Source organism: Halocella sp. SP3-1, from assembly GCF_003953885.1.
In the GTDB taxonomy this organism is placed as follows: domain Bacteria; phylum Bacillota; class Halanaerobiia; order Halanaerobiales; family DTU029; genus Iocasia; species Iocasia fonsfrigidae.
The window spans coordinates 1,855,839-1,868,763 of sequence record NZ_CP032760.1 but is presented as its reverse complement, the minus strand read 5'-3'; the positions used below and the strand labels follow the sequence as shown (position 1 = coordinate 1,868,763).

Genomic DNA, 12,925 nt, shown 5'->3' with positions numbered 1-12,925 from the left:
TTACATCTCCTCATTATCTTTTTGAAAATGAATATCTTGTTCATTTTTAAAGGCAGGTAAGATTATATATATTTTAGTACCTTGACCTTCTTTACTAAATATCTTAAGTCCATAATTGTCACCAAAATATAGTTTTATTCTTTGATTTACATTCTTAAGACCTACACTTTTGTTTGCATTTTTATCAGGACTATCGATATATGTTTGTATCCTTTGAACCTTATCAGCTTTTATTCCCATACCATTATCTTTAATTTGAAAAAAGATTCTATCCTGATCTTTATAACATTTTATCAAAATCATCCCATTTTTTTTCATATTTTTGAGGCCGTGGTTGATAGCATTCTCAATCACCGGTTGCAGAATAAGTTTAATTGTTTTAAAATTTTTTACTTCTTTTTGAATATCCCATTCTACTGAAAAAAAGTTACTCAGCCTAACTTTCTGTATATAAATATAGTTTTTTACATTTTCCATTTCATCTGCAATAGTAATATACTCTGGTCCTTTATTGATACTTGTCCTAAAAAAATTCCCCAATGCTGTAACCATCTCTCCAATTTCATCATGACCATTTAATTGTGCTGTCCAAAATATTGCTTCTAATGTATTATAAAGAAAATGTGGATTGATTTGCTGCTGTAGTGAGTTCAATTCAGCTTCTTTTTTTAGAAATTCCAATTTTTCTTCTTTTATTTTTGAATAGTAAACATCATTTATTAATGTTTTTAATTCACAAGTCATATTGTTAAAACCCTGAGCAAGAATAACGTGTTCATCTTTAATATTTATATCTTCCTCAATAATCTCAATATTTACATCCCCTTTTCCTACTCTCTCCATCTTTGAAACAAGATTTACGATAGGTAAAGTAATACTTTTTGTAACAATCATTAGAAAAATAAATGAAATTAATATAGCTATTAAGGCAATTAAAAAAAGAAAATGACCATTTTCTATTGTACTTTTCATCAAAGAAGACTTAGAATAAACATTAATAATCCTCCAGTTATTTCTTCTCAAGAAATCATATGATATCAATAAATCTTCATCATTGATTTCAATTTCAAAAACATTATTAATGTCAACACCTGTTCTTCTTTGTTCTTCATAAAAATCTATTCTATTGATTATTTCTTTATCATACTGCTTTAATATTTTACTTCTATCAGGATGTGAAATAATCAGGCCATCCTGGTCAGTAATAATTATAGAATGGTGTTTACCAGATATATTATTCTTACATACATCATCAATATAATCTCGACTAATAGACAAAAGAACAAAACCTGTATCATCTTCTCCATATCTAAGGTTTACTTTCTTAGAAAGTAATATGTAATTCCCCTCTCCTGTATTATCAGTTAAAACATCCCATAGAATTTCAGCACCCTGATACCGTTCTTCCCGCTCATTAAAAAAAGTATCTTCCTCTATCACCGACAAACCGTAATTAAATCTATATCCCTGACTAGAATAAACTGCAACAGAATTAATGCCTTCCCTCTTTCCTACAATAGAAGCCAGCGCCAGTTCTATTCTATTTTTAACTTCCATATTCCTATAGCTAGCATCCTGTATATAACTAAATACATCAGCAAGAATAATACTATTATAAGATACTCTATCAAATTTGTTAACATATTTATCAAATAAGTAATTTATATTGTTAGATACTTGATATGAAATATTAGCGACAAATTCTTCATTTTTATATATTGCATCTTTATAAGTATTATTAAATGAAAACATACTAATAAAGATAATAGGTATAAAAGAAAGTAATAAAAATGAAAAAATAAGTCTCCTTTTAATACTCATCTTTCTTAAAAAACTTTGAATATTTAAATTTATAATAATATACTCTATTATTTTTTTTATATAGATTTTTATAATATACAACATATATACACCTTTCTAGCCTAATATAAACATAATAGACGGAATTTAAAGACTTGAAACATATAAAACATTAGCTACTCTAGTAGTGTTTTATCATTAAGTACAGGTAAAATAATATCTACTGCTAAAATCTGATTTGCTTTTTTAATAATCTTTACACCATATTTATCATCAAAATATAATTTAATCCTCTGATTAACATTATCTATACGCTTTAGACTCTTATTTATAAAAATACTACTATCAAAAAAATCATTATAATTATCAAATTGTTCTAAATCTTTTTGAAATATATCCAGACCATCACCTGTCACTTCAAATAAAATCTGTCCATTCGGTTTGCAAACCTGGATATTAATAACACCTCTATCCTCAAGGCACTCTATGCCCTCTATTATTATTGTCTCAATAATTGGTTGTAAAATTAGTTTAATTGTTTTTAGTTCTAATATTTCCTTTTCAACATCCCAATTAACATTTACCCTTTCATTAAACCTTATTTTTTGTAAAAATATATAATTATTGACATTCTCGATCTCCTGTTCAATAGTGATATATTCTACCCCCTTATTAATATTAGCCCTAAAATAATTCCCCAAAGCAGTAACTATTTCACCAATTTCATCATCACCTTCTAACTGTGCACTCCAATATATAGATTCAAGAGTGTTGTATAAGAAATGTGGGTTAATCTGCTGTTGAAGTCCATTTAGTTCTGCTTCTTTTTTATAAGATTCAAGTTTCTTTTTTTTCAACTCATACATATAAACATCATTAATCAGCTTTTTTAGTTGTGATACCATCTTATTAAAACCCCTAGCCAGTATTACATATTCATCTTTAGCATTCTTAGTCTCAGCAGTTATTTTCACATTCAAATCTCCCTTTGCAACTTTCTGCATCATTAAAAGAATACTATTAAGCGGAGCATTAATACTCCTTGTTACAATATATGAAAAAATAATAGAAAACAATATAATGAAAAAAGCAACGCCAAGTATCATTTTCACTTGGCTTATTGTACTATTCATTAAATAATTATAAGGAACTACATTAATAACTCGCCACTGATTCCAGGGTAATATATCATAAGAGACTAAAAATAGATCATTGTCTATTTTGATTTTGAAATATTTCTCGACTGAACTCCCATCTTTTCTCTTTTTCTCCAGGATATTAATTCTATTCAGAACCTCACTTTCATAAGACTCCATAATTTTATCCTGGTCAGGATGAGAAATAATCATACCATTTTTATCTGTTAGAACAACATATGAATTAGTCCTCTCTACACTCTCCTGACAGACAGCATCAAGATACTCTCTATTAATTGACATTAAAGTAGCCCCTGCTGACTCTCCATTAGATTTCTTCATAGCTTTAGTAAGAATAATATATATGTTGTGGTCACTGGCAATTTCTTTTCTTGAAACCTTCCATACAATTTCATCATATTCCATTGTTTCCCTAATTAAACTACTCTCACTTATACCTCCTGAAGATATAGGTGAAAAAAAATAAAACTTTTCTCCTTGTTTTGACCAAATTTCCACAGTGTCAATGCCTTCATCAAACCCAACAACTGAGCTGACAGTTAACCACATCCTATTTTCAATCTTTACTTTTTCCGAATATTTAACTTGATTATAGTTTGCTATATCATCTGCAATTATATTACTCAAAGCAATCTGTTCAAATTTATTAATGTAATTATCCAAAAAATATGTTATATTATTGAAAATTTGCATAGTAATATTTAGTGAATATTTTCTTGTCCTTTCTTCCATATTTCTTAAAGCATGTACTGAAGAATAGATACCTATAATAGCAACTGGTACTAAAGATATCAATAAAAATGAAATTATCAATCTATCCCTAATTTTAAAATATCTTAAAAAATTTTGTAAATTAAATTTATTGCTGAAACCAGTAATAATCCTATCAAGTAATTTCCCCTTATGGCTATTCCCCATAAAAACTTCTCTCCCTTATAATTCCGTTATTAGAATAATTATTATATATCTATCTATATTCAAATCCCCATTCTTTTTCTGCTATGTTCGCCCAGTGACGTGGATCTGAATAATTACTTTTATCCATCACATAGGGAGGAATAACAACATGTAAACCTGAAGCACTATTTTTAATAATTGCTTCTTCCCAATAATACTTATCATTTTTATAAGAACTAAGGGTTATACTCTCTGCTGATAAAATATAATTATCTAATAGTTCTCCTACAATTTCGCCATAACTAACGGCATCTTGAACAATACTAGCATCATAATATCCCTTACTTATATATTTAAGTGCTGCAGGATCACCATCAATTGTAACGAAAATTATATGTTCAGACTCATTAATTTTTTTCCACCTATCTATTTGCTTTAGTGCTTCAACAATACCACGGGCAGGTGTATCTGAAGGACAGTGTACAGCATCAATTTCTTTATACTCCTCCAGTGCCTTAACGAAAACATCATGTGTCTTTGCTAAATCTCCCTCTCCCGGCATTGATATATATCTTATATTAGGATATTGTTTTATAACAGACTCAAATCCTTTTTTACGAAGTCTATAAGCCATACTATTAAGATAACCATAGGCATTAAATACTGTTCCCCTTGCCTTACCATATTTTTCTTTAAGTCGCAATATAATTTCTTCAGCTGCCATTTTTCCTGCCAAGAAATTATCAAAGGAAACTGTTACTGTTACATTTCCGCCTGTTGTTGGTGTATCAACAATACATACTGGAATCTCATTATCAGCAGCTTTATTAATAACATCAACCAAAGCATCACTATCAATGGGGTTACTGATAATAGCATCAGGTTTCATAGGAATAAAATTGATAAATTGATTGATTTGTCTATCAGAATCAAAATCCGCAACTACAGACTGAAATTTCCATCCCCGGGCCTCAACTGCCCTTTTTACAGATTCGTGGACAATTATATGAAAATAATAATTAATACTCTTATGTGGAAATACAACAAATTTTTCTTTTTCATCCATATTTCCTTTAGAGTCATCTATAAACCTGTCTTTATTTTGTTGTAATCCCTTTTGAGTATAAACAGCATATAAAGCCAAATTAATGACTACTAATATAAGTATTATTAATAATATTACTGTTTTTTTAGTCTTTTTTTCAGTAAATATTATACCAAACATATAACTTCCTCCAGGATAACTATTTTATTAAACTAAACCATTATAAAAATTTGTATTTAAAATATATTAATAAATCAATTTGCAATCATCAGATAATTTTTGTGATCATTAAGACTTAATAAATAATTAATTAACATTATATCTTTTTTTCTTACTCTTTTCAATTAACCTGTTTGACATGTTATAACAAATTTCTATAGCAAAATTTAATTAATATAATATCAACTAAAAACACCCCTTGGAAAGTTTTTATAAATTTGCCCCGGATTCATGAAATATTTATCCATGAATACAGGGCAAATAATATAACAATATCTACTAGCACATTAATGTATTTCTAAGTTATTATTAATTGAATAGGGTGATATATTAAATAGTTGTATATCCACCGTCCACTGTCATAATTGAACCAGTCGTAAATGATGATGCATCAGATGCTAGATAAACTGCTATTCCACCTAATTCTTCCGGCTTACCCGCCCTTTTCATAGGAGTTGCATCTTGCCAGATCTTCCCCCATTCTGTAGACAGTTGAGCTCGTGTTAAATCAGTACCAATATAACCTGGGGCAATAGCATTTACCCTAATATTATATTTAACCCATTCATAGGCTAGACTCCTAGTCAAATGACTTACTCCAGCTTTAGATGCATTATAAGAACACTGGGGCTGTGGATAATTTACTATGTTTGCAGACATTGAAGATATATTAATAATAGAACCACTCTTATTCCTAATCATCTCACGACCTGCCGCCTGTGACATCAAGAATACTCCATTTAAATTAACATTAATTACATCATACCAATCTTTCCAGGTCATTTCTTCAGCCTTAACATTTTTACATATCCCTGCATTATTTACTAAAATATCAATTTTACCAAAATCTTTTATAAGTTCTGATACAACCTGATTACAATTTTCTGCCATAGTAACATCTCCAGCATAAAAAACACTTTTAACCCCTAAGGCCTTTATATCGTCAATAGTCTTACCAGCATCATCAGAATTCAAATCCATTATTGCTATATTAGCTCCTGCCTGGGCCATTGCCAATCCGATACTTCGGCCAATACCTCTATTACCACCTGTTATTAAAGCATTTTTCCCTTTCAAACTTAATTGTTTCATGATATCTGTCATTATACTAACCCCCATTTATTTATTTTATATTTGCATTTTATTATCCCTGAATTCTTACTCTAATTGCGTCTATCAACACAGCAATAAAAATCATTAAACCGCCAGCCATTTGCACATAATATGAAGATATTCCCAAAACCTGTAATCCAACCTGAATTACAGTAAGTAATAATACACCTCCTAAAATTCCAGGTATTGAACCTCTACCACCACTAAGACTTACACCACCAATAACAGAAGCCGCTATACTATTCATTGTATATTCTGTACCAAATGTACTTGTCACAGCACCCATATACCCTGACAGTAAATAGCCTGATAGCCCTGCCAACATACCAGATACTGTAAAAGCAGCTATTCTTATATTATCAACCTTAATACCTGATACATAGGCACTTTTTTCATTCCCGCCAACTGCATATAGACTTCTTCCCAAAGCAGTTCTGGTCCACACTATATAAAGGATAATATAGACAACTATAAATATAATTGGCAAAAAAGGCACTCCAAAAATTCTACCTTGTCCTGCCCACTTATAGCTGTCTGATAAACCAACAATAGATCTGCCTTTGGTAACTGCTATTACTCCACCTGTTAGTATCATGTTCATTGCCAATGTCTCAATTAATGCAACTGCCTTCAGTTTTGCAATTAGCCATCCATTAATAAATCCAAAAATTAAGCCTATTAAAATAATCATTACAACTGCCAAACCCCAGGGCAGTCCTGCTTTCATAGCTAAGGTGCCAAGAGCAGCAGAAAAAGCCATATTCCCAACTACAGAAAGATCAATATCACCAAGTAAAATTGTAAAGGATAGTCCAGCTGTTAGAATTCCTAAGACTGTTGCCTGTACAAGTATATTACTCAAAATTACTGAACTAAAAAATATTGGTTGAAATAGGCCCATAATTACAATTGAAAGTACTAACAATAGCCATACTATATTGTTTAAAATTAAACTGCTTGCATTCAAACTATTATCCCTTATTTGCTGTTGTTTTTCTGCAGCAATTTTTTTCAGTAAACTCATAATTTTACCATCCTCTTTCTTCATTTTGATCAATACCAGATATAATTTACTTTAATTAAAATTTTAAATTTCTACACTATCAACTGAATCACGAATTTTTATAATATCTTCCTGCTCTAATTCTTTATTTTCAATAATTTCAACTACCTGACCTTCTCTAAAGAATATCAACCTATCTACTACCCTTAGTAATTCATCAAAATCATTTGTAAGATAAATTACACTAAGACCTTTTTGTGTCATTTTATTAACAATACTTATTATTTCCTCTCTACTCTTTATATCAATTCCTACAGTTGGTTCATCCAATATTAGAATATCTGGCTTAGAACTTAATACTTTTCCTACAACTACTTTTTGCTGATTTCCTCCACTCAAACTATCAACCTTATCTTCTATAGAATTAGCCTTCACTTTTAATAAATTAATATATGATCGTGCAATCTTTTTTTCTTTTCTTATATTCATCAAATTACATTTTCCTTTAAGTTCTGTTTTCATAATCGGTAAACTAATATTCTCCCTGATTGACAGTAATGGAACTATACCTTCTGAGTGTTTATCATATGAAATATATGCTATATCATTCTCGATAGCTTGTTTCGGTTCCTGAATATTAACCTTTTTATTATTAATAACAAACTCCCCTTTTTCAGCTGGCATAAGACCATAAAGTGTCCGACAGATCTCACGTGCACCTGAACCAGGAAAACCTACTACACCTAAAATCTCACCTCTATATAATCTAAATGATACATCTTTCATATTTTCCCCATAAATATTTCTACATTCTAAGACAACTTCTTTATCAGGAAAAGTTGTTTTTTTATTACGTTTAGTAAGCTCAACACTTTCTCCTGCTACTAAATTAGCTAATCTTTCTTCACTTGCGGTAGCTTTTGTATTATACGCCTTTCCATCCCTGAGAACTGTAATATCATCTGATAACTTAATAGCTTCATTTAAATAATGTGTTATAAATATAAAAGATGTACCTTTTTCCTTTAGCTGTAATACAAATTCAAATAAATTACTTCTTTCTTTAGAAGATAAAGCAGTTGTAGGTTCATCTAATATAATCAATTTAGCTCCACCAAACATTGCTCTTACAATATTTACTTTTCTCTGTTCAACAGGACTAAGATTCATAACCTTCTCTCTAGAATCTACATTCAATCCATATTCTTCAAGCTCTTTTTCAGCAATATTATGCAGCTTAGCCCAGTCTACCAATCCACTATTATTTTTAGGCCAGAGACCCATAAAGATATTCTCTCCTACACTTAAATAAGGAATAACACTTGTATGCTGTGTGACAAGCCGTATTCCTGTTTGCTGTCTGTCAAATACGGTTAATTTTGAAATTTCTTTTCCATCTAGAAATACTTGACCATTATCCTGCGGGTATAGGCCAGCTATGATATTAACAAGTGTAGATTTGCCGGCACCATTTCTACCAAGCAAAGAATGGACAGTCCCTTTATTTATTTTTAAACTGACATCACACAAAGCCTGTGTGGCACCAAAGCGTTTTGCAACATTTTTTATCTCTAGTAAAACCTCACTCATTACCTACACTCCTTTTTTATTTAAGACAAGGAGAATGATCAATACCTCTTAATCAGTTCTCCTTGCCCATAGATGCTGCATATAAGTTTTCATATAAACCACTATTTCAAGATTTTAAAATTTATCTCTATGCTTATTTATATGTGAGTCCCCATTCTTCTACAGCTATAGTTCCCCAATGTCTTGGATCATCAATATTACTACTATCCATTACATATGGAGGTATAATAAGATATGCACCGGTTTCCCTTTCTTCAAAATAAGCTGTATTCCAATAGTATTTGTCATTTGTATATCTTCCAGTAGTAGGAACTTCCTTACCATTAAGAACATACTTTTCAATTACCTCTAAAGCTACTGGACCATATGCTAAAGCATCCTGAACAATGCTGGCATCAAAATAACCCTCTTTAACATTCTCCACTGCAACTGGTTCACCATCAATTGTTACAAAGATAACATGTCCTTCTTCACCAACCTTTTTCCACTGACCTGACTGTTTTAAAGCCTCTATAAGCCCACGTCCTGGAGAATCTGATGGACAATGTACCGCATCAATCTTAGGATATCTTGCCATAGCGTTAATCAAGGCATTTTGTGTTGTAGCCATATTCCCCTCCCCAGGAACTGCTACATATTCTATGTCAGGATACTTATTCATAACTTCTTCAAAACCTTCTTTACGTAAACGCCATGCCTGACTACTCATTGCCCCATAAGCATTTACCACAACACCTTTTGCTTTACTATATTTTTCCTCAAGCCTCTTAACTATTTCTTCAGCAGCCATCACCCCTGCACCATAGTTATCAAAAGTAACTGTTACAGCTATATTGCCACCTGTTATGTGATTATCAACAACACCTACAGGAATATCATTTGCTTCAGCTATACCCACTGCATCAATTAAACTTTCACTATCTACCGGATTAGCAATAATTGCTACTGGGTTTTTGGCAACAAAGTTTAGAAATTGATTTGTTTGTCTAGCAGAATCGAAATCACATACTGAAACTTCAAATCTATATCCTTTCTCTTCAACCGCTCTTTTTACGCTTTCCTGTAAAGCAACATGGAAATAGTGATCAAGTGTTTTTTGTGAATAAACAATGAGTTCCTTTTCTGCTGCCCCAACAAAAAGGGGGAAACTAAACGCAGCTATCAACACCAATACTAATAATTTTACCAATATTTTACTTTTTACCATAATTATACCCTCCTGTAATTTTAGTGATATTCATTCAGTGTATTGCATATTTTCATTTAAATCACTTTAATATGAATTTCTAACAATTTAAATATGAGCAAATTATTAGAAAACATAATATTTTTTTGTTTATATGTGATTATTGGAATTTTATAATATGCAATACTTCCTGTACACTACGTTTTCATTATATCTTAGCTATATAGTTATTTATATATAACAATTTTAGTATTTTATCTTTATTTTTATTATATTTAACCATATCTGATAATAAAATATAGCTACACAATACATATCCATTTTGCTCATAACCTTAAAACAATCTAAATCTGTTATCTCCTCGTAGAAAATTCCCCCGAACATTAATAAAATCTTCTTCATTCTTTAAAAAAATTACACTAAAGTATTACAAATATAAAAAGACCAGTGTATAATACTGGTCTTTTAATAAATAATATATGTTTTAACAACTTTATTACCTAACTCTATCCATAGTAGGGGCATCTTTACCGTATTTACGGAAAAAGTGTTTATCCATCAATAATTTGGCCAGACCATCATTGGATGGATTAAGTATTACTGTATTTAAAGCCATTTCAGCCACTTCTTCTAAACCAACACTATTATGAACGGCCTCTGCCGGGTCTTCTCCCCAGATAAAAGGTCCATGACCGGCTACTAGAACTGCAGGTGTATAGAAATAGTTTTTATTCCACATTTAAAAAAATAATTTATGTAATATATTAAAAACCCCGTTATCATTATTTGAATCAGTAATCAAATCTGCCATTTTCTTTATTTCAAAAGGAGAATTCCCCATAGCTACGGCTGTACCAGCCTCTTCAAACATTGATAGATCATTATGATTATTACCAATAGCTATAACTTCTTCTCTCTTAAAATTATACCTTTCCATAATTTTCTTTAGAGCAATCCCTTTGGAAACAGAACTGTTCATAAACTCCAAATATATTTTATCTGATTGGGTAATATATAAATCTTTTTTAAATAATAACTTTACTTTTGAATATACTTGATTTATTTTTTCTTCATTACCACAATAAACAATTTTAAGTGGGACTTTGATCTTATCATATTCTTTAATAACTTCCACTTCTATTTTCTCTAATTGCCATTGTTTTTTGGCCGTACTTTTATTAAATGTCTCAAATTTATCTTTATAATAAAGAATAACACCAAGTTTATTTTTTAATCCAAAATCAACTAATTTATTAACATAGTCTTTAGCAACAAGTACTTCATAAATTGTATCACCAGTCAGATATTTAACCAAAGCACCATTCGTTGTAATTAATGGCAGCTCGATCTTTAACTGTTTAGCATATGGTTCAACTGATTGATAGGGTCTACCACTGGCTATAGTAAACAATATTCCTCTCTTCTTAAGTTCTTTGATAATCGTTTCATTTTTTTTAGTAATAATATTATGATTACTTAATAATGTTCCATCCAGGTCTATTGCCACCATTTTATATGACATTTATAATACCACCTTAAAATAATGATTATATGTCTTTCCCTCAATTTAATAAAAAAAAGACATATCTATGATTCCAACAAAACCATATATGATTATACTGCGAAAACTATCAAATTACAAGCATTATAACTTAAGATTGCTAATATAATAGTAATCCTAAATTTATATTTAAAAACTTTTCACAGTATAATCATAGATTACTTTTAATTAATTGTATTAATTGCTTTGTATTATTCCTGACATAGTAAAAGCCCCAGCACTAATAGTAGCTACCAGGGCATCTACACCATCGTTCAAAACTTAAAAAGCTAAACTATGGTTTTAATAATACTTTAATTGAGTCTTTTTCCTGTGCTTTAGCCAGGGCTTCTGCAAAATCCTCAACAGGATAGGTAGTTGTGACAATACCCTCAGCAGAAAGAAGACCTCTTTCAAATAAATCAATAACTACTGGATAAGTGTATGGACCCAAATGAGAACCTCTAATATCAAGTTCTTTCCTATCACCAATCACACTCCAGTCAGTGGTAGTTTCCTTGCCAAAAACACTAAATTGAACAAAACGACCTAATTTTCTAATCATCTCTAAGCCCTGTGTTACACCAACAGGTGAACCTGTAGCTTCAATATAAACATCACAACCATAACCATCAGTCATCTCTTTAATCTTTTTAATAGCATCTTCTTCAACAGGGTTTATACAAAGATCAGCCCCAAACTTTTTAGCTAGTTCCAATCTCTTGTTATTTATATCAAGAACAACTAATTTTTTAGGAGTCTTTAACTTTATAAGCTGAACCATACCTAAACCAAGGGTTCCAGCTCCTGCCAACACTACAAAATCTTCATATTCTATGCTACCCCGTTGAACTGCATGTACAGCACAGGCTAATGGTTCAAGAACACTGGACTCTTCAAAAGATAATGAATCAGGTATTTTATAGATGGTAGACTTAGGGCTAAATCTCATATATTCTGCCCAACCACCTTCAGCAATATCTTTTTGGAAACCATACATATTGTGGACTTCACACATCCAATATTTTCCACTTTTGCAAAAACGGCATTCACCACAGGGTAGAATCTGATCTGTAGTAACTCTATCGCCTATCTTTAAACCATGTAGTTCTGCAGCACCTTCACCAAGTTCAACTACAGTACCAAAGAATTCATGACCAGGAGTAACAGGTGCTTTCATCCAGGGGTCGTCACCACCCCAATACATCGGTGAGCCGTGATAGGCCTTAAGATCACTACCACAGATTCCACAGGCACCAACCTTTATTATTACTTCACCTCTTCTTGCCACCGGCCTATCAACCTCTTCCACCTGATAGTTTTCTGGTCCATAGGCAATTACTGCTTTCATTTTTTTTGGTAATTTTTCCATAAA

10 protein-coding genes are annotated in these 12,925 nt (G+C 31.0%); all 10 read right to left on the bottom strand.

All coding sequences use genetic code 11. The features are described from left to right. Nucleotides 1-1,905 carry a cache domain-containing sensor histidine kinase gene (locus D7D81_RS08855; RefSeq protein WP_125989229.1) on the bottom strand — a complete coding sequence of 635 codons (1,905 nt, stop codon included), beginning with the start codon at nucleotides 1,903-1,905 and terminating at the stop codon, nucleotides 1-3. A gap of 71 nt (nucleotides 1,906-1,976) precedes the next feature. Continuing rightward, a complete protein-coding gene (locus D7D81_RS08850; RefSeq protein WP_125989227.1) occupies nucleotides 1,977-3,875 on the bottom strand; it encodes a sensor histidine kinase in 1,899 nt (632 codons plus the stop codon). A gap of 49 nt (nucleotides 3,876-3,924) precedes the next feature. Further along, on the bottom strand, nucleotides 3,925-5,079 hold the full coding sequence (locus tag D7D81_RS08845) for a sugar ABC transporter substrate-binding protein (protein ID WP_205739398.1): 1,155 nt from the start codon (nucleotides 5,077-5,079) through the stop codon (nucleotides 3,925-3,927). 369 nt (nucleotides 5,080-5,448) lie between these two features. After that, nucleotides 5,449-6,222 (bottom strand): SDR family oxidoreductase, encoded by a 774-nt coding sequence (locus tag D7D81_RS08840; protein WP_125989225.1) that lies wholly within the window; start codon nucleotides 6,220-6,222, stop codon nucleotides 5,449-5,451. A 40-nt stretch (nucleotides 6,223-6,262) separates the two neighbouring features. After that, nucleotides 6,263-7,255, bottom strand: a complete 993-nt coding sequence (locus D7D81_RS08835; protein WP_125989223.1) for an ABC transporter permease — start codon at nucleotides 7,253-7,255, stop codon at nucleotides 6,263-6,265. A 63-nt stretch (nucleotides 7,256-7,318) separates the two neighbouring features. Then, the gene (locus tag D7D81_RS08830) at nucleotides 7,319-8,824 is read right to left on the bottom strand and encodes a sugar ABC transporter ATP-binding protein (protein WP_125989221.1); all 1,506 of its coding nucleotides are present in this window, start codon (nucleotides 8,822-8,824) and stop codon (nucleotides 7,319-7,321) included. 133 nt (nucleotides 8,825-8,957) lie between these two features. Next, nucleotides 8,958-10,031 (bottom strand): sugar ABC transporter substrate-binding protein, encoded by a 1,074-nt coding sequence (locus D7D81_RS08825; protein ID WP_125989219.1) that lies wholly within the window; start codon nucleotides 10,029-10,031, stop codon nucleotides 8,958-8,960. Nucleotides 10,032-10,506: 475 nt separating this feature from the next. Next, a complete protein-coding gene (locus D7D81_RS08820; protein WP_125989216.1) occupies nucleotides 10,507-10,749 on the bottom strand; it encodes a class II aldolase/adducin family protein in 243 nt (80 codons plus the stop codon). Further along, a complete protein-coding gene (locus tag D7D81_RS08815; protein ID WP_125989214.1) occupies nucleotides 10,750-11,532 on the bottom strand; it encodes a Cof-type HAD-IIB family hydrolase in 783 nt (260 codons plus the stop codon). It abuts the gene before it with no gap. 313 nt (nucleotides 11,533-11,845) lie between these two features. Beyond that, nucleotides 11,846-12,922: an alcohol dehydrogenase catalytic domain-containing protein gene (locus D7D81_RS08810; RefSeq protein ID WP_125989212.1), complete on the bottom strand. Its 1,077-nt coding sequence runs from the start codon at nucleotides 12,920-12,922 to the stop codon at nucleotides 11,846-11,848. Between the last annotated feature and the right edge of the window lie 3 nt (nucleotides 12,923-12,925).

Bases quoted from the DNA above. Each gene is read 5' to 3' on its own strand.
- D7D81_RS08855 (WP_125989229.1), bottom strand. From the start codon at position 1,905: ATGTTGTATATTATAAAAATCTATATAAAAAAAATAATAGAGTATATT.
- D7D81_RS08850 (WP_125989227.1), bottom strand. From the start codon at position 3,875: ATGGGGAATAGCCATAAGGGGAAATTACTTGATAGGATTATTACTGGT.
- D7D81_RS08845 (WP_205739398.1), bottom strand. From the start codon at position 5,079: ATGTTTGGTATAATATTTACTGAAAAAAAGACTAAAAAAACAGTAATA.
- D7D81_RS08840 (WP_125989225.1), bottom strand. From the start codon at position 6,222: ATGACAGATATCATGAAACAATTAAGTTTGAAAGGGAAAAATGCTTTA.
- D7D81_RS08835 (WP_125989223.1), bottom strand. From the start codon at position 7,255: ATGAGTTTACTGAAAAAAATTGCTGCAGAAAAACAACAGCAAATAAGG.
- D7D81_RS08830 (WP_125989221.1), bottom strand. From the start codon at position 8,824: ATGAGTGAGGTTTTACTAGAGATAAAAAATGTTGCAAAACGCTTTGGT.
- D7D81_RS08825 (WP_125989219.1), bottom strand. From the start codon at position 10,031: ATGGTAAAAAGTAAAATATTGGTAAAATTATTAGTATTGGTGTTGATA.
- D7D81_RS08820 (WP_125989216.1), bottom strand. From the start codon at position 10,749: ATGTGGAATAAAAACTATTTCTATACACCTGCAGTTCTAGTAGCCGGT.
- D7D81_RS08815 (WP_125989214.1), bottom strand. From the start codon at position 11,532: ATGTCATATAAAATGGTGGCAATAGACCTGGATGGAACATTATTAAGT.
- D7D81_RS08810 (WP_125989212.1), bottom strand. From the start codon at position 12,922: ATGGAAAAATTACCAAAAAAAATGAAAGCAGTAATTGCCTATGGACCA.